20 protein-coding genes are annotated in these 22,214 nt (G+C 44.9%); 15 read left to right on the top strand and 5 right to left on the bottom strand.

Annotated elements, in window-relative coordinates; translation table 11 throughout:
• The 9 genes from nusA to AB4138_RS02490 all read left to right on the top strand — a co-directional run bounded on the left by nusA (nt 1) and on the right by AB4138_RS02490 (nt 11,720).
• On the top strand, nt 1–1,488 hold the full coding sequence (gene nusA, locus AB4138_RS02530; protein WP_010436132.1) for a transcription termination factor NusA: 1,488 nt from the start codon (nt 1–3) through the stop codon (nt 1,486–1,488).
• A 22-nt stretch (nt 1,489–1,510) separates the two neighbouring features.
• Nucleotides 1,511–4,201, top strand: a complete 2,691-nt coding sequence (gene infB, locus AB4138_RS02525; RefSeq protein WP_017059231.1) for a translation initiation factor IF-2 — start codon at nt 1,511–1,513, stop codon at nt 4,199–4,201.
• Nucleotides 4,202–4,335: 134 nt separating this feature from the next.
• On the top strand, nt 4,336–4,749 hold the full coding sequence (rbfA, locus tag AB4138_RS02520) for a 30S ribosome-binding factor RbfA (protein ID WP_017065964.1): 414 nt from the start codon (nt 4,336–4,338) through the stop codon (nt 4,747–4,749).
• The gene (gene truB / locus AB4138_RS02515; protein ID WP_017059233.1) at nt 4,749–5,702 is read left to right on the top strand and encodes a tRNA pseudouridine(55) synthase TruB; all 954 of its coding nucleotides are present in this window, start codon (nt 4,749–4,751) and stop codon (nt 5,700–5,702) included. The genes rbfA and truB overlap by 1 nt, the downstream gene beginning before the upstream one ends.
• Before the next feature lie 213 nt (nt 5,703–5,915).
• A complete protein-coding gene (gene rpsO / locus AB4138_RS02510; protein WP_010436144.1) occupies nt 5,916–6,185 on the top strand; it encodes a 30S ribosomal protein S15 in 270 nt (89 codons plus the stop codon).
• Between the two features lie 378 nt (nt 6,186–6,563).
• A complete protein-coding gene (gene pnp / locus AB4138_RS02505; protein ID WP_017059234.1) occupies nt 6,564–8,684 on the top strand; it encodes a polyribonucleotide nucleotidyltransferase in 2,121 nt (706 codons plus the stop codon).
• A 124-nt stretch (nt 8,685–8,808) separates the two neighbouring features.
• Entirely contained in the window at nt 8,809–9,732 is a 924-nt protein-coding gene (gene nlpI / locus AB4138_RS02500; RefSeq protein WP_017065965.1) for a lipoprotein NlpI, read from the top strand.
• Nucleotides 9,733–9,885: 153 nt separating this feature from the next.
• Complete coding sequence (locus AB4138_RS02495) at nt 9,886–10,293, top strand: MarR family winged helix-turn-helix transcriptional regulator (RefSeq protein WP_017056675.1); 408 nt, start codon at nt 9,886–9,888, stop codon at nt 10,291–10,293.
• A gap of 89 nt (nt 10,294–10,382) precedes the next feature.
• Nucleotides 10,383–11,720 (top strand): MATE family efflux transporter, encoded by a 1,338-nt coding sequence (locus AB4138_RS02490; RefSeq protein ID WP_017065966.1) that lies wholly within the window; start codon nt 10,383–10,385, stop codon nt 11,718–11,720.
• A gap of 84 nt (nt 11,721–11,804) precedes the next feature.
• On the opposite strand, the gene AB4138_RS02485 is transcribed toward AB4138_RS02490, so the two are convergent.
• The 3 genes from AB4138_RS02485 to AB4138_RS02470 all read right to left on the bottom strand — a co-directional run bounded on the left by AB4138_RS02485 (nt 11,805) and on the right by AB4138_RS02470 (nt 15,923).
• Nucleotides 11,805–12,683, bottom strand: a complete 879-nt coding sequence (locus AB4138_RS02485; protein ID WP_017059237.1) for a U32 family peptidase — start codon at nt 12,681–12,683, stop codon at nt 11,805–11,807.
• 18 nt (nt 12,684–12,701) lie between these two features.
• Complete coding sequence (locus AB4138_RS02480) at nt 12,702–13,715, bottom strand: peptidase U32 family protein (RefSeq protein WP_017059238.1); 1,014 nt, start codon at nt 13,713–13,715, stop codon at nt 12,702–12,704.
• A 168-nt stretch (nt 13,716–13,883) separates the two neighbouring features.
• Nucleotides 13,884–15,923 (bottom strand): EAL domain-containing protein, encoded by a 2,040-nt coding sequence (locus AB4138_RS02470; RefSeq protein ID WP_372304898.1) that lies wholly within the window; start codon nt 15,921–15,923, stop codon nt 13,884–13,886.
• A 258-nt stretch (nt 15,924–16,181) separates the two neighbouring features.
• On the opposite strand from AB4138_RS02470, the gene AB4138_RS02465 reads away from it, so the two are divergent.
• The 6 genes from AB4138_RS02465 (at nt 16,182) to AB4138_RS02440 (ending at nt 20,931) form a co-directional block, all read left to right on the top strand.
• The gene (locus tag AB4138_RS02465) at nt 16,182–16,709 is read left to right on the top strand and encodes an SCP2 domain-containing protein (RefSeq protein WP_029235120.1); all 528 of its coding nucleotides are present in this window, start codon (nt 16,182–16,184) and stop codon (nt 16,707–16,709) included.
• The gene (locus AB4138_RS02460; RefSeq protein WP_017063279.1) at nt 16,693–17,196 is read left to right on the top strand and encodes a GNAT family N-acetyltransferase; all 504 of its coding nucleotides are present in this window, start codon (nt 16,693–16,695) and stop codon (nt 17,194–17,196) included. The genes AB4138_RS02465 and AB4138_RS02460 overlap by 17 nt, the downstream gene beginning before the upstream one ends.
• Nucleotides 17,197–17,394: 198 nt before the next feature.
• Nucleotides 17,395–17,793 (top strand): DNA polymerase III subunit psi, encoded by a 399-nt coding sequence (locus AB4138_RS02455; RefSeq protein WP_017063280.1) that lies wholly within the window; start codon nt 17,395–17,397, stop codon nt 17,791–17,793.
• The gene (gene rimI, locus AB4138_RS02450; RefSeq protein WP_017063281.1) at nt 17,786–18,241 is read left to right on the top strand and encodes a ribosomal protein S18-alanine N-acetyltransferase; all 456 of its coding nucleotides are present in this window, start codon (nt 17,786–17,788) and stop codon (nt 18,239–18,241) included. Before AB4138_RS02455 ends, rimI begins: the two co-directional genes overlap by 8 nt.
• Before the next feature lie 172 nt (nt 18,242–18,413).
• Nucleotides 18,414–19,994, top strand: a complete 1,581-nt coding sequence (gene prfC / locus AB4138_RS02445; RefSeq protein ID WP_017059244.1) for a peptide chain release factor 3 — start codon at nt 18,414–18,416, stop codon at nt 19,992–19,994.
• Between the two features lie 106 nt (nt 19,995–20,100).
• Entirely contained in the window at nt 20,101–20,931 is an 831-nt protein-coding gene (locus tag AB4138_RS02440) for a LysR family transcriptional regulator (protein ID WP_372304895.1), read from the top strand.
• Here AB4138_RS02440 and AB4138_RS02435 read toward each other — a convergent pair.
• Both AB4138_RS02435 and AB4138_RS02430 read right to left on the bottom strand, forming a co-directional pair.
• Nucleotides 20,928–21,641 carry a hypothetical protein gene (locus AB4138_RS02435; protein WP_371721149.1) on the bottom strand — a complete coding sequence of 238 codons (714 nt, stop codon included), beginning with the start codon at nt 21,639–21,641 and terminating at the stop codon, nt 20,928–20,930. The genes AB4138_RS02440 and AB4138_RS02435 overlap by 4 nt on opposite strands.
• A gap of 97 nt (nt 21,642–21,738) precedes the next feature.
• Nucleotides 21,739–22,214, bottom strand: a 476-nt coding sequence (locus AB4138_RS02430) for a hypothetical protein (protein WP_372174756.1), incomplete at its 5' end; no start/stop codon positions are given.

Below are 22,214 nucleotides of genomic sequence, written 5' to 3'. Positions count from 1 at the left end.
ATGAACAAAGAAATTTTGGCGGTAGTAGAAGCTGTTTCAAATGAGAAAGCAGTTCCTCGTGAGCGTATTTTTGAAGCGCTTGAAATCGCGCTTGCAACGGCAACAAAAAAGAAAAGCGAACTAGAAATTGAAGTTCGTGTTGAAATTGACCGTAAAACGGGTGATTTCGAAACTTTCCGTCGTTGGGAAGCTGTTGAGGAAGTTGAATTCCCAACAAAAGAAATCTCTATTGAAGCTGCAAAGTACGATGACCCAGAGATCGAACTTGGCGGTTTCATTGAAGATGATATCGAATCAGTAACGTTTGACCGTATTACGACTCAAACGGCTAAGCAAGTTATCGTACAGAAAGTACGTGAAGCTGAACGCGCTCAAATCGTTGAGCAGTTCATCGATAACGAAGGCGAGCTAGTAACTGGCGCAGTTAAGAAAGTTAACCGTGACACTGTTATCCTAGACCTAGGTAACAACGCTGAAGCGGTAATCCTTCGTGATGACCAACTTCCTCGTGAAAACTTCCGTCCAGGTGACCGTGTTCGTGGTCTTCTTTACGCAGTTAAACCAGAAGCTCGTGGTTTCCAGCTTTTCGTTACTCGTTCGAAGCCAGAAATGCTAGCTGAACTATTCCGTGTTGAAGTGCCTGAGATTGGTGAAGAGCTAATTGAACTTAAAGGTGCTGCACGTGACGCTGGTTCTCGTGCTAAAATCGCTGTGAAAACAAACGACAAACGTATCGACCCTGTTGGTGCGTGTGTTGGTATGCGTGGCGCACGTGTACAAGCTGTTTCTAACGATCTTGGTGGTGAGCGTATCGATATCGTTCTTTGGGATGATAACCCGGCTCAATTCGTAATCAACGCAATGGCTCCTGCTGATGTTGCTTCAATCATCGTTGATGAAGACGCACACTCTATGGATATCGCTGTTGAAGCGGATAACCTAGCACAAGCGATTGGCCGTAGCGGTCAAAACGTACGTCTAGCTTCTCAACTAACGGGTTGGGAACTGAACGTAATGACTGTTGCTGATCTTGAGAAGAAGCACCAAGAAGAAGCAGTTGCTTCTATTGAAAACTTCATGAAGCACCTAGACATTGAAGAAGACTTTGCTCAAATGCTTGTTGAAGAAGGCTTCTCTACGCTTGAAGAAGTAGCATACGTTCCTGTGAACGAGCTTCTTGAAGTAGACGGTCTAGACGAAGGTATCGTTGAAGAACTACGTAACCGCGCAAAAGACGCACTGACTACTCTAGCGCTAGCGAAAGAAGAAACTTTCGACGGTGTTGAGCCTGCTGAAGACTTACTTGCACTTGAAGGTCTTGAGCGTGAAATGGCTTACAAGCTAGCAGCAAAAGGCGTTGCGACACTGGAAGACCTAGCTGACCAAGGCGTTGATGAACTAGAAGGCATCGAAGACCTAACTGCAGAGCGTGCAGGCGAGCTAATTATGGCTGCGCGTAACATCTGTTGGTTCGGCGACGAAGAATAATTCAGCAAGGAGAGAAAGCGGTATGACACAATTAACAGTTAAAGCACTGAGTGAAGAGATTGGTACGCCAGTTGACCGCTTAATTGAACAACTTGCTGATGCAGGCATGAAGAAAGCAGGGTCGGATCAAGTGACTGATTCAGAGAAGCAAACATTGCTAACGCACCTTAAAAAGGAGCACGGCGATACTTCAGGCGAAACAGAACCGACTCGTTTAACTCTTCAACGCAAGACCCGCAGCACGCTAAGTGTTGCCGCTGGAGGCGGTAAGAGTAAGGATGTTCAAGTAGAGGTACGTAAAAAGCGTACTTACGTGAAGCGCAGCACTATTGAAGATGAAGCGAAACGTGAAGCTGAGGAAGTAGCTAATCGTGAAGCGGAAGAGAAAGCACAACGCGATGCTGAAGAGCAAGCGAAACGTGATGCTGCAGAGAAAGCACAGCGCGAAGCCGAAGAAAAAGTAACACGTGAAGCGGATGCAAAACGTGAAGCTGAAGAGAAGGCTCAACGCGCACAAGCTGAAAAGGCTAAAAAAGACATGAATTCAAAAAATGCAGACGCTAACGCACAAGCGAAAAAAGAAGCGGATGAACTTAAAGCTCGTCAAGAGCTAGAAGCAACTCGTAAAGCAGAAGCTGAAGCAGCTAAGCTTGTTGAAGAAGCTCGTAAGTTAGCAGAAGAGAACCAAGAACGTTGGTCTGAAGAAGAGAAGAAGAAGAAAGAGCAAGAGAAATCTGCGGATTACCATGTGACTACTTCTACTTACGCTCGTGAAGCTGAAGATGCGGCAGATAAGAAAGATGAGAAAGCACCTCGTCGTCGCAAGAAGAAAGCAGCTCCTGCTAACCAACCTGCAAACAACCGTGGTGGTCGTAACCAACGTGGTCGTGGCGGTAAAGGTAAGCTTGCTAAACCAACTTCAATGCAGCAAGGCTTCGATAAGTCAGCAACTGTTGCTAAATCTGACGTTGCTATCGGCGAAACTATCGTTGTTTCTGAACTGGCTAGCAAAATGTCAGTTAAAGCAACTGAAGTTATCAAAGTAATGATGAAGATGGGCGCTATGGCGACTATCAACCAAGTGATCGACCAAGAAACAGCACAACTTGTTGCTGAAGAAATGGGTCACAAGGTAATCCTACGTAAAGAAAACGAACTTGAAGAAGCAGTACTAGCTGACCGTGATAGCGATGCTATCGCTGAAGGTCGTGCTCCTGTTGTTACTATCATGGGTCACGTTGACCACGGTAAAACTTCAACACTTGACTACATTCGTAAAGCACACGTTGCTTCTGGGGAAGCTGGCGGTATCACGCAGCACATTGGTGCTTACCACGTAGATACTGACAACGGCATGATCACTTTCCTTGATACTCCTGGACACGCGGCGTTTACCGCTATGCGTGCTCGTGGTGCTCAAGCGACAGATATCGTTGTACTTGTAGTTGCAGCAGACGATGGCGTAATGCCACAAACAATCGAAGCAATCCAGCACGCGAAAGCGGCAGGCGTTCCTCTGATTGTTGCTGTGAACAAGATCGATAAAGAGGGTGCAAACCCAGACAACGTTAAGAATGAGCTAGCTCAATACGACGTTATCCCTGAAGAATGGGGCGGTGAGAACATCTTCGTTCACATCTCTGCAAAACAGGGTACAAACATCGATGGTCTTCTAGAAGCAATCCTTCTTCAGTCTGAAGTTCTTGAACTTACAGCGGTTAAAGAAGGCATGGCGTCTGGTGTTGTTGTTGAATCTCGTCTTGATAAAGGTCGTGGTCCAGTTGCAACAGTACTAGTACAGTCTGGTACTCTAAACAAAGGCGATATCGTTCTTTGTGGTCAAGAGTACGGCCGTGTTCGTGCAATGCGTGATGAAAACGGTAAAGACATCGAAACTGCAGGTCCATCTATTCCTGTAGAAATTCTAGGTCTTTCTGGTGTTCCTTCGTCAGGCGATGAAGCGACTGTTGTACGTGATGAGCGTAAAGCACGTGAAGTTGCGAACTACCGTCAAGGTAAATTCCGTGATGTTAAACTAGCTCGCCAACAAAAAGCGAAACTAGAGAACATGTTCGCGAACATGACGGCTGGCGAAGTTGCTGAGCTTAACGTGGTACTTAAAGCTGACGTTCAAGGTTCTGTAGAAGCGATTGCTGACTCTCTACTGAAACTGTCAACTGACGAAGTGAAAGTGAACATCGTAGGTTCTGGTGTTGGTGGTATTACTGAAACTGATGCAACGCTTGCTGCAGCTTCTAACGCTATCATCCTTGGTTTCAACGTTCGTGCTGACGCAACTGCGCGTAACACGGTTCAGAACGAAAACCTAGATCTACGTTACTACTCAATCATTTACCAACTGATTGACGAAGTTAAACAGGCGATGGGCGGTATGCTTGCTCCTGAATTCCGTCAAGAGATCATTGGTCTTGCACAAGTTCGTGACGTATTTAAGTCGCCTAAACTTGGTGCAATCGCTGGTTGTATCGTGACTGAAGGTACGATTAAGCGTAGCAACCCAATCCGTGTACTTCGTGAAAACGTTGTTATCTACGAAGGTGAACTAGAGTCACTTCGTCGCTTTAAAGATGACGTTCAAGAAGTTAAGAACGGTTACGAGTGTGGTGTCGGCGTTAAGAACTACAACGACGTTCGCGTTGGTGACCAGATCGAAGTATTCGAAATCGTTGAGGTTAAACGTACTCTAGACTAATCAGTCTGTACGACTCGACATATTGACTAAGGTTACTAACATTACTAGTAAAGGTAATAAGTAATCGGTTGTTGAATACACCATGGGGGGCTGGTTATTACCAAGCCCCCCATCTTTCTAAGTGAGAAAAGAAAATGTCAAAAGAATTTAGCCGCACACAACGTGTGTCTCAGCAGCTTCAAAAAGAGCTTGCGCTTATCCTACAACGTGAAGTTCGTGACTCACGTATTGGTATGGTAACTATCTCAGACGTAGAAGTGTCTCGTGACCTTGCTTACGCAAAAGTGTTCGTGACTTTCCTATGTGTTGGTGAGCAAACACCGGAATCATGCCTTAAAGCTCTTAAAGAGCATGAAGTGCCAGTTCGTATGGCTCTTGGTAAGCGTATTCGCCACCGTCTAACGCCTGAAGTTCGTTTTACTTACGACAACACACTAGTAGAAGGCATGCGTATGTCTAACCTAGTAAGTGAAGTTCTGAACGACGACAAGCGTAAGCAAGAAGAAGCTGGCCGCACTGACGAAACTCAGTCTAAGGGCGAAGAGTAATGGCTCGCCGTCGTAAAGGTCGCCCTATCAACGGGGTAATTCTATTAGATAAGCCGACTGGCATTTCGTCTAATGATGCACTGCAAAAAGTAAAGCGTATTTACTTTGCAGAGAAGGCAGGGCACACCGGTGCTCTGGATCCTCTTGCGACTGGCATGCTGCCAATTTGTCTTGGTGAAGCGACGAAGTTCTCTCAGTTTCTTCTAGATTCTGATAAGCGCTACGTTGTTATCGCTAAGCTTGGTGAGCGTACCAATACCTCTGACTCTGATGGTGAAGTGGTAGAGACACGTGATGTTAACGTGACTCAAGAACAGCTTGAGCGTTGCATTGCGAGCTTCAAGGGTGAAACCGATCAGATACCATCAATGTTTTCGGCATTGAAGTATCAAGGTAAGCCTTTGTACGAATACGCACGTGCAGGTATTGAGGTTCCTCGTGAGTCTCGTAAGATCACTGTGTACTCTATTGAACTGCTTCGCTTTGAAGGTGATGAAGTTGAAATGGAAGTGCATTGTTCGAAAGGCACATACATCCGCACAATTACCGACGACCTTGGTGAAATGCTAGGTTGTGGTGCTCACGTGACCATGCTTCGTCGTACAGGTGTCGCAAAGTACCCATACGAGCGTATGGTGACTTTGGAGCAGTTAAACGAGATCCTAGAGCAAGCACAGGCGCAAGAAATTGCACCGAAAGAGCTGCTTGATCCACTGCTGATGCCAATGGACACTGCCGTTGAAGACTTACCAGAAGTAAACCTGAACGCGGAACTGACTGACCTAGTTCAGCACGGTATGCCAGTTCAGGTTGCTGGTGCGCCAACTGAAGGCACGGTTCGTATGACAAGTGGCGAAGAGAAGCTGTTTGTCGGCGTAGCTCAGATTGCTGAAGATGGCCGAGTTGCACCGAAGCGTTTGGTTGTTTTCAGAGATGAAGAGCCACAAGCGTAGCGCTTACATCGGATCTTAGCGCTGAGTCGTGAAAAGCGAGCAAATAAGATAGAAAGCGAACGCCTAATTTAGGTGGTTCGCTTTTTTCGTTTTTAATGGGTTCGATTGTTATTGCACCAACTGACAAACTTCCCTATAATCCTCGGCTCGCGTAGCGGCTGAATCAGAGATTGGCTGCTACAAATATAAACTTACTCTTATCAGGAGAGAATTATGTCTCTGAATGCAGAAACTAAAGCAGCAATCGTTGCAGAATACGCACAATCTGAAGGCGACACAGGTTCACCAGAAGTACAAGTAGCACTACTTACTGCTTCTATCAACCACCTACAAGGTCACTTCAAAGCGCACAAACACGATCACCACAGCCGTCGTGGTCTACTACGTATGGTTTCTAGCCGTCGTAAGCTTCTTGATTACTTGAAAGGCAAAAACCTTGCTCGTTACCAAGACCTAATCAAGCGTCTAGGCCTACGTCGCTAATAGCGATGTCTGCAAAGACAGTTTGAAGAAAAGGAGCATTTATGCTCCTTTTTTTGTGCCTGTAAGAAAATGCTAGGCTGGATGCTCAGAATATCATCTGGCTTTTTCTGATAGGAAATATATCTCCTAATAAAAATAGTTTATACTACGCCCGCCTATAGCGTTTTCAGCGTTTGGCAATCAACCTCTCAAGAGATTACAGTCACAGATGTCGGCCAATAGGTCGCGACTATTCAAAGGCGGATTTGGTCTTAATTCGGCGTATGAACACATACAAAGAGTCACCATCCTAAGTCCCTTTTCACTAGTCGCGATTGGTAATGTCTTGAGTCATTATTCACTTAATCTAAAGTCTGACTTTAGAGCTAAGGATATACAATGTTTGAAAAACCAGTTGTAAAATCGTTCCAGTACGGTAACCACACCGTTACTCTAGAAACGGGCGTAATTGCACGTCAAGCTACTGCTGCTGTAATGGCGACTATGGACGATACTTCAGTATTCGTTTCTGTTGTTGCTAAGAAAGAAGCAGTTGCAGGTCAAGACTTCTTCCCACTAACAGTAAACTACCAAGAGCGTACATACGCTGCGGGTAAAATCCCTGGTGGTTTCTTCAAGCGTGAAGGTCGTCCATCTGAAGGCGAAACACTAACAGCTCGTCTGATTGACCGTCCAATTCGTCCACTTTTCCCAAGTGCGTTTAAAAACGAAGTTCAAGTTATCGCTACGGTTGTTTCTATCAACCCTGACGTAAACCCAGACATGATCACTATGATCGCAACATCTGCTGCGCTTGCTATCTCTGGTGCTCCATTCAATGGTCCTATCGGTGCTGCACGTGTTGGTCACATCGACGGCGAACTTGTTCTTAACCCATCAAATACTGAGCTTGAAAACTCTAAACTAGACCTAGTTGTGTCTGGTACAGAAGGCGCAGTACTTATGGTTGAATCTGAAGCAGATAACCTATCTGAAGAAGAAATGCTTTCAGCTGTTGTTTACGGTCACGACCAACAACAAGTTGTAATCAAAGCAATCAACGAGTTTGCTGCTGAAGTTGCAACTCCATCTTGGAACTGGGAAGCACCAGCAGTTAACACTGAGCTTAAAGCTCAAGTTGCTGAACTTGCTGAAACTCGTCTATCTGACGCGTACCAGATCACTGAGAAAATGGCTCGTTACGAGCAAGTTGGCGTAATCAAGAACGACGTTGTTGAAGCTCTAATTGCACAAGACGAAAACCTAGATGAGCGCGAAATCCGCGGCATGCTTGGTTCTCTAGAGAAAAACGTAGTACGTAGCCGCATCATCGCTGGCAACCCACGTATCGATGGCCGTGAAAAAGACATGGTTCGTGCGCTAGACGTACGTACTGGTGTTCTTCCACGTACACACGGTTCTTCTCTATTCACTCGTGGTGAAACTCAAGCACTTGTTACTGCAACGCTTGGCACACAACGTGATGCTCAAATCATCGACAGCCTGATGGGTGAGAAGAAAGACAACTTCCTTCTACACTACAACTTCCCTCCATACTGTGTAGGTGAAACTGGTTTCGTTGGTTCTCCTAAGCGTCGTGAAATTGGTCACGGTAAGCTTGCTAAACGTGGTATCCAAGCAGTAATGCCTTCTGTTGAAGAATTCCCATACACAGTTCGTGTTGTATCGGAAATCACAGAATCTAACGGTTCTTCTTCAATGGCTTCTGTATGTGGTACATCTCTAGCTCTTATGGATGCTGGTGTTCCAATCAAAGCTTCTGTTGCGGGTATCGCAATGGGTCTTGTTAAAGAAGGCGACGATTTCGTTGTTCTTTCTGACATCCTTGGCGACGAAGATCACCTAGGTGACATGGACTTTAAAGTAGCAGGTACTAACGCTGGTATCACTGCACTTCAAATGGACATCAAGATCGAAGGTATCACTAAAGAGATCATGCAAATTGCACTTAACCAAGCGCAAGGTGCACGTAAGCACATCCTTTCTGTAATGGATGAAGCTATCTCTGGTGCTCGTGAAGATATCTCTGAATTCGCTCCACGTATCCACACAATGAAAATCAGCTCTGATAAGATCAAAGATGTTATCGGTAAAGGCGGCGCAGTTATCCGTGCTCTTTGTGAAGAAACTGGTACTACAATCGAAATCGAAGACGATGGCACAATCAAGATTGCTGCTACTGAAGGCGCAGCTGCTAAAGAAGCTATCCGTCGTATCGAAGAGATCACAGCTGAAGTTGAAGTTGGCCGCATTTACCAAGGTAAAGTTGCTCGTCTAGCTGACTTCGGTGCATTCGTTACTATCCTTCCAGGTAAAGATGGTCTAGTACACATCTCTCAAATCGCTGACAAGCGCGTTGAGAAAGTGTCTGACTACCTAACTGAAGGTCAAGAAGTTCCTGTTAAGGTTCTTGAAATTGACCGTCAAGGCCGTGTACGTCTAAGCATGAAAGAAGCAGTTGAAACGCCAGCTGAAGGCGAAGCACCTGCTGCTGAGTAATTCTCAGTGTGTCGATGGTGATATCGCTTTTTAGTGATTTCTAACCTATCGTCAACAAAGCATGTTATAAAGGGGAGCATATCGCTCCCCTTTTTTATTGCGGTCATAACAGGAGTAATTATTTGTGAAATGGTTTCAAACCGCGAGTATGTGTTTACTGCTTGTACTAACAGGTTGTGCGACAACATCAGATAACACCTCAAGTTGGGTTTATCCACCGATGGCTGTGCCACTGCAACCAAGCGTTCAGCAAGAAGTTCAAATTGCACGTCTTAGTCAGTTATTACAGCGCCCAGATTTGAACGATGAAGTTCGAGCTAAGATGCTGTTTGAACGTGGTAACTACTACGACAGTGTTGGCCTGCGTGATCTCGCGCGTCTCGACTTCAACCAATCTCTTTCATTGAACCCTGCTCAACCTGATATCTTCAATCTTTTGGGTGTTTACTTTACGCAGGTAGGGGAGTTTGATGCGGCTTATGAATCTTTTGATTCTACGTTAGAGCTTGATCCTGCAAACTCTTACGCAGAAAGGAACCGCTCTATCGCGCTTTACTATGGCGAGCGTTACGACTTAGCCAATGAAGAGATGATGAAGCACTATGCCGACGATCCTAGCGATCCGTTTCGCGCTCTGTGGTTGTACATCATTCAGCATGAGCTGACGCCAGAGCAGGCTAAGCTTGATTTGCAAAAACGTTACGAGAGCCGTGATGAGCAGTGGGGTTGGGTATTAGTCGCGATTATGCTTGATGACATTACTGAAGAGCAGGCTTTCAAGGCGATCTTAACCGGTACTCGTGACAACACGTTACTTGCGCAGCGTCTAACAGAGACGTACTTCTACCTTGCTAAGCGTTACCATATGAATGGTGATTACGCGAATGCTATCTCTTTGTACAAGTTAGGGGTTTCTTTTAACGTGTATGAATACGTAGAACACCGTTACTCTTTCTTAGAGTTAAGCCGTATCTTCACCACGCTTAAAGCTGAGCACTTAGCACAAGTTAAGTTAGCTGAGGCCGAAGAAGAAGCTAACGCTAAGTAAGCAACACATTTTGATTCCGAAAAGCCGCTGCCTGTCAGCGGTTTTTTTATGCTCCTTTTTTATGATCTTCATCTCGTTTTGATTGCTTTTTATTTAAACAACACTAAAATGGTTAGTCTTGCTAACTAAATGCCATTCTTTGATTAGGTGAGTATGCTGAACCAGAATTTAGAAAAGATTGAGCGCTTCGCCTCTAAGATATGGCGCACTCAGGTAAATGAAGATCCTATTTGCCAATTGAGCTTCAATGAATATGACTATTTGAAGGTCATTCAAGCCTCTCCTGAACCGATCCGATTGACAGATCTGGCGATTGAAATGCAAGTAACCAAGCCTTCAGCAACTACTATGGTTCAAAGGTTAGAGAGAAAAGGTCTCGTTGAGCGTAAAGCTTCGCTCGAAGATGCGAGGTCTAAGTTGGTCGTACTGACCAGCAAAGCGGAAGTCGGCTTGGAAGAAGAAAGTAAGATCTATCAGGTCATGGCACAGATACTGGAAAGCCGTTTGTCTGAGCAAGAATCTCAGCAGTTAAACCTATTATTAAATAAAGCTTTAAAGTAAATAATTTAGATATTTAGTTAGCCTTGTTAACTAATTTTTCGAGTCATATCTTGTTGATATGCGACTCACAAATGAAAGTAGAGTAAGAAATGAGTAACTCAATTAGTCGTCAATTTTGGCGATACACAATCCCTACCGTGGCGGCCATGTTGGTTAATGGCCTGTACCAAGTGGTGGATGGCATCTTCATTGGCCGCTATGTGGGGGCTGATGGACTTGCAGGTATCAATGTTGCGTGGCCTGTGATTGGTTCGATTCTTGGTATTGGTATGTTGGTGGGTGTGGGCACAGGTGCGCTTGTCTCGATTCGCCAAGGTGAAAAAGATACTCAAGGCGCTAAGCAGATCTTAGCAACGGGCTTAACCTTGTTGTTAGCGATAACGCCTATTGTCTCTGCATTGCTGTTCTTGTTTGCTGATAACTTCTTGCTTTGGCAGGGCGCTGAAGGGCGAGTGTATGAACTTGGTCTGCAGTACTTACACATTCTGATTGGTGCTAGTGTCTTCACGCTAGGTTCGATCGCGATGCCGTTTCTACTGCGTAACGATGACAGTCCGAACTTAGCGACGATACTGATGATCGTTGGTGCGGTGATTAATATCGTGCTCGATTACCTGTTTATCGCTCTCTATGGCTGGGAGTTGATGGGTGCAGCATTAGCAACAGCGATTGCCCAGTTTGTAGTAACGGCTCTCGGCTTGGCTTACTTCTTCTCGCGTCGAGCAAACCTACGTTTACGTTGGAATGAGTTGAGATTGAAGCTGGATGTGATTCCACAAATCTTCGCCATTGGTACATCAAGCTTCTTTATGTACGCTTATGGTTCGATGATGGTGGCGTTGCACAATGCGTTGTTCTCTCAATATGGCGACCAGTTGATGATTGGTGCGTACGCGATTTTGGGCTATATCGTGACGGTTTATTATCTCACGGCTGAAGGTATCGCCAACGGCATGCAACCTTTGGTGAGCTACAACCATGGTGCGCGTAACCAAGCGAACATCCGTAAGTTACTTAAGATAGCGATGATGAGTTCAGTATTGATTGGTGTGGCGTTCGTGCTGCTTCTCAATGCGTTCCCACGTGAGTTTGTATCAGTATTTAACTCAGACGAACCTCAGTTGGTTGAGTACACCGTGTTGGGTATTCGCCTTCACATGTTTGCACTGGCGCTGGATGGCTTCTTGGTAGTCGCAGCTGCTTACTATCAAGCGGTGAACAAGGGCAGCAAGGCGATGTTTGTGACTATAGGTAATATGCTTATCCAACTACCGTTCTTGTACATTATGCCTAAGTTGTATGGTGTGCCGGGGATCTGGATTGCGTACCCACTGTCTAACATCGCGCTAAGTGTGGTGGTGATGGTAATGCTCTACAAAGACTTAAAGAAGCTCGATGCCTCACCGATGGAAACAGCGACGGCATAGGTCTGTTTCTTAAGTCGAATTAAAAAGGTCTAGCGAATGCTAGACCTTTTTTGTATCTGTTGCTGGTTAGTTCAATGCGAGGAACTAGATGTTCTTAACGTCTAAACCTGCAAGCTGATGCCAGTAACCATTACATTGGCGGCTTTCAATCTTCATCGGTTTTTGACCTTGCTCGTTTGCTCTGAAGTTGTTGATTTCAGAGAAGGTATCGATACCGAGAGGGCTTAAACGAACCACATCAACCAGGTCGTGCATGTTCGGTAAATCATTGACTAGGTTGTAGCAGTAGCCTGATTGCGTCTGAATACCGTTAAGGTTGAAGACTGATTGGCCTTCTTGGCTTTCTACTTGTAGCCCTGTTGGGTACTTGATACAGCAGGTTTCGCAATCGTCTTTAGCTTTGTTTTCAGCGCGAGCGGTAAAGCAGCGTGCTGAGTAAGCAAGCGGCAGGTAGCCGTGGCTAAACACTTCAACTTCGAACTTGTTACGAATATTTAGCTCTTCGCACTGGGTCATTACGTTGCTTAGCCATTCGCGAGAAAGCTCAACCGGCATACACCAACGCGTCATGCCTTGTTTCAAGAATAGGTTCAGGGTGCGTGCGTTGTAGGTGTTTACTGCCGGGCCAACCACGAAAGGTACTTTGCTTTCGCTGGCCAGTTGAATTGCAGACACATCATTGGCTTCGATCGCAAAGTCACCGTTATCGATGTACTTCTTCATGATGTTGACTTCGCTTGGTGCTTCTAGCAATGCCATGGTGGAAAGTACGACTTGCTTACCTGAAGCCGACAGCTCTTTAGCAATGTCCATCCAGTGTTTCGCTTTCATCTCACGACGCTTTGAACACACCGCTTCACCTAGGTAGATGATATCGGCAGAGCTTGATTTCGCTTGCTCATAGAAGCTTTCAACGTCTTGTTTTGGCCAAAAATAAAGTAGAGGGCCTAATGCGTATTTCATTGAGTTCTCCATTTGGCTCTATTGCCATTTACGGTGATAAGCGCCAAGCGTGGTTTGTGTACCTTCCGATACATTCGCCAGTGTCGCATTCCAAGCTTGTTCCACTTGGTATTGTTCTGGGTTCGCTAAGTAGCGATCGATAGCTGCACGCCACGTACGAGTGACTTGTTCAACATAAGCCGGGCTGCGTTGGCGACCTTCAATCTTCACTGAGGCAACGTTCGCCGCGAAAAGCTCAGGCAACATGGATAGCGTGTTGAGGCTGGTTGGCTCTTCAAGTGCGTGATAGCGCTTACGTTCACCATCGATATCTGCTTCAAAGCGGCCTTTACACAGCGTTGGGTAACCTGCGTTTTCACCTGCTTCATATTTATCGATAAGGATTTCGTTCAAGCGAGATTCGAGGCCAGTTTCTGTTTCTTGCCAGCGAACGTATTTCGCCGGAGAACAAGCACCAACAGTATTTGGTGATTCGCCTGTCATGTATGAAGAGAGGTAGCAACGGCCTTCTGCCATGATGCACAAGCTACCAAAAGCGAATACTTCAAGGTCAACGTCAGAAGTGATGTTACGAGAAAGCTGTTTGACCTGATGAATCGACAACACACGCGGTAGTACGACACGCTTAACGTTGAAGTTTTTATGGTAGAAGTCGATAGCCGCCGCATTGGTCGCAGATGCTTGCACTGATAGGTGCAGTTCTAGATCAGGATACTTATTTGCTGCGTACTCAAGCACCGCGATGTCTGCGATGATCAGCGCATCAACACCCAGAGCAGCGGCGTTGTCTACGGCATTAGTCCAACGGTCGAAGCCATTTGGGTGAGCAAACGTATTTAGGGCAACATGAATTTTCTTGTTGTGGTCATGCACATACTGCACAGCACGATCGAGCTTTTTACCCGCAAAGTTTAGGCCTGCAAAGTGTCGGGCATTGGTATCGTCTTTGAATCCGATATAGACAGCATCCGCACCACAATCAATAGCGGTTTTCAAAGCAGGTAAGTTACCCGCTGGGCATAAGAGTTCCATTTGCTCACTACCAGTAGAATTAATTTGAAGCGAGCATTTTATGAAGAATTGTGAATGACGGAATTGATGTAAGGCAGGTTTAGATGGATAAATCTGCTTTTACTCCGTTTGAGGTACTGACGAGTGACCGTTTTACATGTTGGCTTGGTTTAAATATGAGGTACTTGATTAGTTCTTATGACGGCGGTTTTGGGCAAACAACTCTTCGACATCTTGTTTTGGTTGCGGACGGTAGAAGTGGAAGCCTTGAATCGAACTACAGTTGAGGTTCGATAATAGAGTCGCTTGCTCACTGGTTTCGACACCTTCAGCAACCACGGTCAAATCGAGAGATTTACCTAGGTTGATGATGTTTTCAATTACGGTGATTTGCTTTGGTAGGGTATCGATATCAGAGATGAAAGCACGGTCTATCTTAAGCTCATCAATTGGGAAGCGAGCAAGGTAAGACAGTGAAGAGTAACCTGTACCAAAATCATCAATGGAGAGAGCAAAGCCAAGTTTCTTGATGGCGTTAAGCATTTGGAGTGTGTGTTCACTATCACTCATCACCGCACTTTCCGTTAGCTCGAACGTAATCGCACTTGGATCAAGCTCGGTCGAACGCAGTAGCTTTTCCATGTAATCAATCAGTTTCGGGTTACCAAACTGTTCTGGTGAAAGGTTGATAGCCACTCGACCTGGAAGGATACCTTGCATCTTCCAGCGTTTAACCGTAGCAAACACTTCGCGCATTACCACTCGGCCAAGTTGTTCGATAAGACCAGCTCGCTCCGCTACAGGAATGAACGCAGCAGGACTGATATAACCTTCGACAGGATGCTTCCAACGTACCAGAGCTTCAGCGCCGTTGATGGTGAAATCACGGGCATTCACTTTTGGTTGATACCAAACCTCAAGTCCATTCTGTTGCAGCGCTTTTTGTAGCTCTATCTCAAGCCACAGTCGCATGCGCGCTTCTTTGTTCATCTGTTCGTTGAACTTGATCAGACGGTTGCGCCCACGATCTTTGGCTTCATACATTGCTGTGTCTGCATTTTGCAGCAAGATACGAGCATCAGTACCATCTTGAGGAAAACTCACGCTACCAATAGAGCAGGCTAAGCGCTTGCTAAAGTGGTGAAGATCGAAGGGTTGATTGATCAGGGAAATGATCTTTTCAGCGAGCATTTCAGGTGTTCGCTGATGTTCAGGTTCTGGAAGGATAATACCAAACTCATCCCCGCCTAAATGTCCAATCACGGCCTTACGAGGCAGTAAGCGTTTAAGACGCGAAGCGACCTCTTTAATCACCTTGTCACCGATGTGATGACCAAGTGAGTCATTGATATTCTTGAAGTTATCAATGTCTAAGTAGAGCATCACCACCGGCGTATCGTTGTGAATGAACTGCTCAAGACGCTTAGTAAACCCAACTCGGTTGTAGAGCTTGGTCAGTGCATCGATGTAGGCATCTTCACTGTTTGCCTGTGTGTATTGTTTTGCGGTTTCTTGTGCGTCTTGGATAAGCACCAACTGAGTGTTGCTTCCAAGAACAGTGGTGGAGTCGATGTTGAGCTGAACCTTACGTTCAAAGCCGCATCGTGCACCCGTTAAGCAAACCAAACCAGACTCAGAAATAATAGAGCTGAGGTTATTATTGAAGACTGTTTTGGTTTGTTCATCGATAAATAGGCGTCCCAACTCTTCACCAATTAACTCTGTGGTTGAGTTAAAGCCAAGCAAGCGCGCTGCTGCTGGGTTAGATGACAAGATGTAGTCACTTTCAACGAGCAGTAATCCATCTGGAAGTAGTTGAGATAGTTTGTGGAATTTGGCTTCGGATTCTTCTAAAGAACGGACAAGTACTTGGTTTTCTGATGTATCGAAGGCGTGAAAGACGATGTAGTCGGTTTTGTTGCCATTGGTAAGCGGAGATAGGCTGAAATGAAGGCTGGTATCGAGGTCTGTTTCGTTGAGGGTGACTTCGGCCTCAATCGTTTCGCCACTGAATGCACGCTCATAGTAAGGCTTGAGATGTTGGTAGAACTGTTCGCCCAATGTTTGGCGATCATTCATGCCTGCAAGCTCTGTTTGACTCAAACCAGCAATATCGCAGTAACGCTCATTCACCATAAAATAGTTATGTTGAGCATCAAGTACTGCAAAAAAGAACGGACTATTTGCAGTTAGCTGGGTAAACCAATGTTGTAGTTGTTGGGGAGGCATCAAAGTACTACCAATTCTCCAAGAGCTTGAATATTCACTATCGATAAATATTTATTACTTTTTGTGTGGCTATCGATATTTACCTGTGAGTGCAGCGATCCGCTGTAATTCTCATTACCTGAGTTACTATAACTGTGATTTTCAGGATATTAAAGGTCGAGTATCAAACAGAAGTTAATTTGATACATAACAGTAACTGAGATCTCAACATCATCTATGATGCATTCCATATTATTGACAAAGTTACGGATAAGTCACGTGATAAACAAGATTCGCACTCAACTAGTTCAAAATGCCGCATCAATTTTGCGATCTCCAGTCCAGTTATTGCCTAAAACAGTACAAAAAAGAGCCTTATTGGAGGCGCTTAAGAATGTATTCAAGGAAGCTTTAGAGGACGGTGACTTTGAGTTTTTAGAAGACAAATGGCTGAAAGTCTCAATAAAAGACATGGGGTTAAGTTGGTGTATTAGCTACAAAAATGAGCAACTGGTTGTAGCTGATAAAGAGGTGGTTGAAGATGTAAGCTTTAGCGGCAATCTTAACGATCTTGTGTTGATTGCGGGGCGTAAAGAAGACCCAGATACGCTTTTCTTCCAACGTAGACTGTCTATTGAAGGCGATACCGAGCTCGGTTTAGAAGTTAAAAACTTGATGGATAGCGTAGATTTGGACTTATTGCCGACTCCTATGAAAACTTTGTTAAATCAATTAGCTGATTTTGTGCAGAAGGGAGTACAATCCCCAGATACACAAAGTGAGGTAATGAATGCTTATTCGAACTGAAGCACCGGCAGATATACTTGTCATTGATCGTTTATTGAAATCTGTTTTTGAAACAGATGCAGAAGCTAACTTGGTTATGAGCTTGCGTGAGAATAGCCATTTAACGCTATCGCTGGTGGCTTGTTCTGATGAAGGCGAGGTGGTTGGTCACCTGATGTTTAGCCCTATCACTCTTGATGGCGACGATCATAACTGGCAAGGGCTTGCGCCTCTCGCTGTGAAAGAAGAGTTCCGCAACCAAGGCATTGCCAAATCTCTAGTTGAAGATGCGTTTTCCACTTTGGTTGATTTTGGTTACCCAGCTTGCGTTGTGTTGGGTGACCCTGCTTATTACAGCCGCTTTGGTTTCAAGGCTGCGAGCGAGTTTGGCCTGAGTTGTGTTTGGGATGTGCCTGAAGGTGCTTTCCAAGCGATTGAATTGGTAAACGGTGCGTTTGCTGGACATGCTGGTGAGATTGCTTACAGCCCCGAGTTCAACGACTTATAAGCTGATTTATCACGCAACAAGATACAAACTGATTTAGTCTAAATAAAGGAGCTTGATGCTCCTTTATTTTTTGTTAGTATCAGCCCTGCTCTAATAAGCGCTCTTTCAATAGAGGCAGCTTTCACAAAACTAGTTCTAACAAACTTCTGGTTTCAATAAACTTTGGCTCCAATAAACTTAAGGTTACTACCGCTAGATATGTCACAAACACACGCGCAATACCTACATGAGATGGGCATTAGCCAATGGGAACTAAGTCACCCAGAGCGTTTAGCAGGTTATGAATCTGAATTGACTCCGCTCTCGAGCGATTGCAAGTTACTGTTGGTTTCGCCTGAAAAACCTCAGGAAGATCTCGCCGTGATGTTTGAGCGAGTACTCAAAAGTATCAAGCTCGACTTATCTCAGGCTTTACACCTTCAACCGCAACACTTGTCTACTGTGGATTTAGGTTCGGTTGAGTGGATATGGTTTGCTGGTTGTGAGTCGGCTCAAGAGCTGAAGGCTAAAACACTTCAATCGCCATTACTGTCTGACATTAACGGTAACAACCAACACCGCCGCGACTTATGGCAACAAATTTGTGCTTATGACTAATCAATTTTTACCGACTTCACAACAACACCTAGACGCCATTTGGAAGATAGAGCAGGCCGCGCATTCTCACCCTTGGTCTGAAAATATGATCCGAGATCTTGATAGCCGAGGCGCTTGTCATCATGTCCTTGAAGTTGATGGACAAGTGGTGGGCTATTTCTTCGCGCAAAACATCGTTGGCGAAGTCACATTGCTTAATATCGCGGTAGACCCAAGCCAGCAAGGCAAAGGGTATGGAAAAGCGTTAACGGAACATTTCCTTGATATGTGTGAGCAAGCTGACGCGGAAAGTGCTTGGCTAGAAGTTCGCGAAAGTAATGTGAACGCGTTTAATCTTTACGAAAAGGCAGGCTTCAACGAAGTTGATCGCCGTCGTAATTACTATCCAACTAAACAAGGCAACGAAGATGCCATCATTATGAGCTATCTTTTTATGTCTTTTAGCTAGTCATGTTACGTCTTTTCGCTAACTAGATAGCTAATCACAAAATTAGCCAAAAAATAGGGTGTAAACTGACCCTTTAGAAAGTGATACGCTTTCTGTATAATCCGCACACAGAATTCAAGGGCAAGTATTATCTACTTGCCCTTTTTACGCTTTAGATCAGCAAAGGGCGACTATGTCTTTCCAACAAGAAGTGAGCAAACGTAGAACGTTTGCGATTATCTCTCACCCGGATGCGGGTAAAACCACGATTACTGAAAAAGTTCTTTTATTCGGAAACGCGATTCAAAAAGCGGGTACCGTAAAAGGCCGTGGCTCTAACCAGCACGCTAAATCTGACTGGATGGAGATGGAAAAAGAACGTGGTATCTCGGTAACTACGTCGGTAATGCAATTCCCATACAATGATTGCCTAGTAAACCTACTAGATACTCCAGGACACGAAGATTTCTCGGAAGATACGTACCGTACGCTAACAGCGGTTGATTCATGTTTGATGGTTATCGATGCTGCGAAAGGTGTCGAGGATCGTACTCGTAAACTAATGGAAGTAACACGTCTGCGTGATACGCCAATCGTAACGTTTATGAACAAACTTGACCGTGACGTTCGTGACCCAATGGAAGTGCTTGATGAAGTAGAGAGCGAGCTAGGTATGGCTTGTGCTCCAATCTCATGGCCAATTGGTTGCGGTAAAGAGTTTAAAGGTGTTTACCACATTCACCGTGATGAAACGATCTTGTATGAATCTGGCCACGGCCACGAGATCCAAGAAGTTCGTATCATCAAAGGTCTAGATAACCCTGAGCTAGATGAAGCAGTAGGTGCTGATCTTGCGGAAAGCGTACGTGAAGAGCTAGAGCTTGTTATCGGTGCTTGTCCTGAGTTTGACCATGAATTATTCCTAGCGGGTGAACTAACGCCGGTTTACTTCGGTACTGCATTGGGTAACTTTGGTGTTGACCACATGCTTGATGGTCTAACGAAATGGGCTCCAGCACCTCAAACGCGTCAGGCGAACGAGCGTGATGTTGAAGCGACAGAAGAGAAGTTCTCTGGTTTCGTATTTAAGATCCAAGCAAACATGGACCCTAAACACCGTGACCGTATCGCATTCATGCGTATCGTTTCGGGTACTTACAACCAAGGTATGAAGATGAACCATGTTCGTACAGGCAAGAGTGTAAGTATCTCTGATGCGGTAACCTTTATGGCGGGCGACCGTGCGCGTGCTGAAAAAGCATACGCGGGTGATATTATCGGTCTACATAACCACGGTACTATCCAGATTGGTGATACCTTCACTCAAGGTGAGAGCCTGAAGTTCGCTGGTATCCCTAACTTCGCACCTGAGCTATTCCGTCGTATTCGCCTGCGCGATCCACTTAAGCAGAAGCAACTTCTAAAAGGCTTAGTTCAGCTTTCAGAAGAGGGCGCAGTACAAGTATTCCGTCCTATGCAGAACAACGACCTGATCGTTGGTGCGGTTGGTGTGCTTCAGTTCGACGTGGTTGTAGCGCGCTTGAAAGCGGAATACAACGTAGAAGCTATCTACGAAGGTGTTAACGTTGCAACAGCTCGTTGGGTTGAATGTGATGACGCTAAGAAACTTGAAGAATTCAAACGTAAGAACCAATCTAACCTTGCGCTAGATGGCGGTGATAACCTGTCTTACATCGCACCAACTATGGTGAACTTGAACCTAGCTTCTGAACGCTTCCCTGAAGTTCAGTTCCGAGCGACGCGCGAGCACTAATAGCGACAGTTCTACATAACACTGTTGGATAATATTAAAGCCGAATTGCTTCTAGCATTCGGCTTTTTTGTTACACTAAGAGTACACCGTTTTGATGGAGTAAAGCGTGTTTGATCTCAATTTAGTAAAGCCATTCCTCTCTGTATATCAACAAAGATCGATAACCAAAGCGGCTGAATCGTTAGAGCTAACTCAACCTGCGGTCAGTGCTGCAATCAAGAGGTTTGAAGCGGTGGTAGGCTATGCGTTGTTCGTAAGAGTAGGGCGTTCAATAGAACCAACGTCAATGGCTCACAAATTGGCAGGTCAATTATCTGATGCTTTAGAGTTGATGGAAGGTGCAGTATCAAGAAAGCGTGATTTTACCGTTTATATGCCTGCGAATCTGCTCCACAAGATGCCCATGCTTAATGGTGTTCAGTTAGTTGAATCCCCAATTTCTGTAGAGAATGTTGTCGAGGATATCCGACTCAATCGAGTAGATTTAGTGGTCGATACTGGTTTACCTAAACAGTCAAGTTTAGCGTCTGAATTTGCAACTACTGATAGATTGCTTCTTATGAGTGATCCTGAAAACAGTCAATTTGGTGAGAAGATTTCGATGGATGAGTTTCTTGAAGCACGGCATGTAACCTTGAAGTTACTTCGCCAAGATACTCAAATAGTCGACTTTCTTTCCGAAAAGAGCTTCACTCGTGATGTTGCTATTGAAGTAAGAAACATCACTAACTTGATATTGGCGGTAAAAGGGACTGACTACATTGCTGCGGTTCCGGTTAGCATGATCCAATTAGCAAAAACCATTGGCTTACGGATTCATGAGCCTCCATTCTCAATGCGTCCTGTGGAGTTTGAGTTTTTCTATCACAAGAAGTATCAAACTAATGGGCAACACCAAGAGTTGCGAGAGAAGCTTAAACAGCTACTAAATAGCTAGAAATCGAAGGCTAAACCGAATTCCACATAGTTTTTGTTTTCAGGGTATATGGTGTAGGTAACGGACGGTTTTACGTACTTCAAGTTAAAGAATACAGCTACTTCGTGATAATGAATGTTGGTCCTAGTTTCATTTCTGATATGTCTAGATCTCGTAGTAGTATCATCTTTAATATAAAAGTCTTGGGTATCTTTTTTGAATCCGATTTCTTGGTTGAATTTGTAAAGAAAGTCAGCATATTGAATCGGGCTCCACAGAGCGCCTGCACTATAATCGAATGTGTCAGAGGCTCTATATTCCATGCATAAGTTTGGAAGACAAGCATCGAAATCTCTGTCCATATAGTTGTAGTTGATATCGCCAAGCAGTGTCCAATTTTCATGAATCAACTTAGCAACAAAAATGCCTGTTGTGATCTCATGTTCGCTGACTTTTATGGTGTTTTCAGTGTAGTACGTGTCCCCTTGCCAGAATGAATATCCCAACCCTGCTTGCCAATAGTCTTGAGTATCAACCTCTCCAAAAACACGCAATTTATCATTGATTTGATAGTTGATATCAAGAGTGGCAACCGTTTTTTCGTTGTCTGGGTTTTGAGATAAGCTGACGGAAAAAATATCCGTAAAACGCTCAATAGATTCAACCAGAGTGTCATTTGCTGATGAATGAAAAGGGAAGGTGGAAGCAAGTATTAATAGAAGGCGTTTCATATTCAAATTCCGAATCGCTTTCCTTAGCTAGTGAGTAAAAACACCCGATAATAGCGTTCACTATTATCGGGTGAGCGGGTTCAACTCAGGTTGAATTTTAGCCGCGTAAACGTTGTTGAATAGCGGATTTAGCTTTCTGTAGTTTAGTTGGGTCGATAGATTGAAGCTTGCTACGGTCGATGTTTGAACCATCAAACACATGATCGTGATTCTTTGTTTGAATACGTACACCGTCATCTATTTTTGAAACAGTCGCAACCCATTGACCGTTGCCTTTGACTAAAGAGAATTGGTCAGAAGTAACATCGCCTTCCACACGAAGTAGTGTTTTTTCAAAGTCTCCGTTGCCAATAAATACGAGCTCGCCATCTTTGCGTTGGACAGTACCTACCCACTCGCTGGTGTTTTCGTCGATAATGTGGATTTCGCCGTTAATGATCTTAACTGTCAGGTCACGCTCTTCCATCTCGGGGCGGTCTTCACCGAAATCTGGAGACCAACGAGGTGTATCATCAAAGTCCATATCTGGGTGCTCTGGAGAGGCTGGGAGAGCAGGTCGTGGGCTATCAATTA

Source organism: Vibrio sp. 10N.286.52.C3 (assembly GCF_041468865.1).
In the GTDB taxonomy this organism is placed as follows: Bacteria; Pseudomonadota; Gammaproteobacteria; order Enterobacterales; family Vibrionaceae; genus Vibrio; species Vibrio crassostreae_C.
Note: the sequence above shows the minus strand (reverse complement) of the source record. Positions and strands in the feature narration are given on the sequence as shown.

Excerpts from the sequence above, each read along its gene's own strand:
- AB4138_RS02435 (WP_371721149.1), bottom strand. The coding sequence starts at position 21,641 with ATGAAACGCCTTCTATTAATACTTGCTTCCACCTTCCCTTTTCATTCA.
- AB4138_RS02490 (WP_017065966.1), top strand. The coding sequence starts at position 10,383 with ATGAGTAACTCAATTAGTCGTCAATTTTGGCGATACACAATCCCTACC.
- AB4138_RS02460 (WP_017063279.1), top strand. The coding sequence starts at position 16,693 with ATGCTTATTCGAACTGAAGCACCGGCAGATATACTTGTCATTGATCGT.
- rbfA (WP_017065964.1), top strand. The coding sequence starts at position 4,336 with ATGTCAAAAGAATTTAGCCGCACACAACGTGTGTCTCAGCAGCTTCAA.
- AB4138_RS02470 (WP_372304898.1), bottom strand. The coding sequence starts at position 15,923 with ATGCCTCCCCAACAACTACAACATTGGTTTACCCAGCTAACTGCAAAT.
- prfC (WP_017059244.1), top strand. The coding sequence starts at position 18,414 with ATGTCTTTCCAACAAGAAGTGAGCAAACGTAGAACGTTTGCGATTATC.
- pnp (WP_017059234.1), top strand. The coding sequence starts at position 6,564 with ATGTTTGAAAAACCAGTTGTAAAATCGTTCCAGTACGGTAACCACACC.
- AB4138_RS02455 (WP_017063280.1), top strand. The coding sequence starts at position 17,395 with ATGTCACAAACACACGCGCAATACCTACATGAGATGGGCATTAGCCAA.
- rimI (WP_017063281.1), top strand. The coding sequence starts at position 17,786 with ATGACTAATCAATTTTTACCGACTTCACAACAACACCTAGACGCCATT.
- rpsO (WP_010436144.1), top strand. The coding sequence starts at position 5,916 with ATGTCTCTGAATGCAGAAACTAAAGCAGCAATCGTTGCAGAATACGCA.
- AB4138_RS02495 (WP_017056675.1), top strand. The coding sequence starts at position 9,886 with ATGCTGAACCAGAATTTAGAAAAGATTGAGCGCTTCGCCTCTAAGATA.
- AB4138_RS02480 (WP_017059238.1), bottom strand. The coding sequence starts at position 13,715 with ATGGAACTCTTATGCCCAGCGGGTAACTTACCTGCTTTGAAAACCGCT.
- nusA (WP_010436132.1), top strand. The coding sequence starts at position 1 with ATGAACAAAGAAATTTTGGCGGTAGTAGAAGCTGTTTCAAATGAGAAA.
- infB (WP_017059231.1), top strand. The coding sequence starts at position 1,511 with ATGACACAATTAACAGTTAAAGCACTGAGTGAAGAGATTGGTACGCCA.
- AB4138_RS02485 (WP_017059237.1), bottom strand. The coding sequence starts at position 12,683 with ATGAAATACGCATTAGGCCCTCTACTTTATTTTTGGCCAAAACAAGAC.
- truB (WP_017059233.1), top strand. The coding sequence starts at position 4,749 with ATGGCTCGCCGTCGTAAAGGTCGCCCTATCAACGGGGTAATTCTATTA.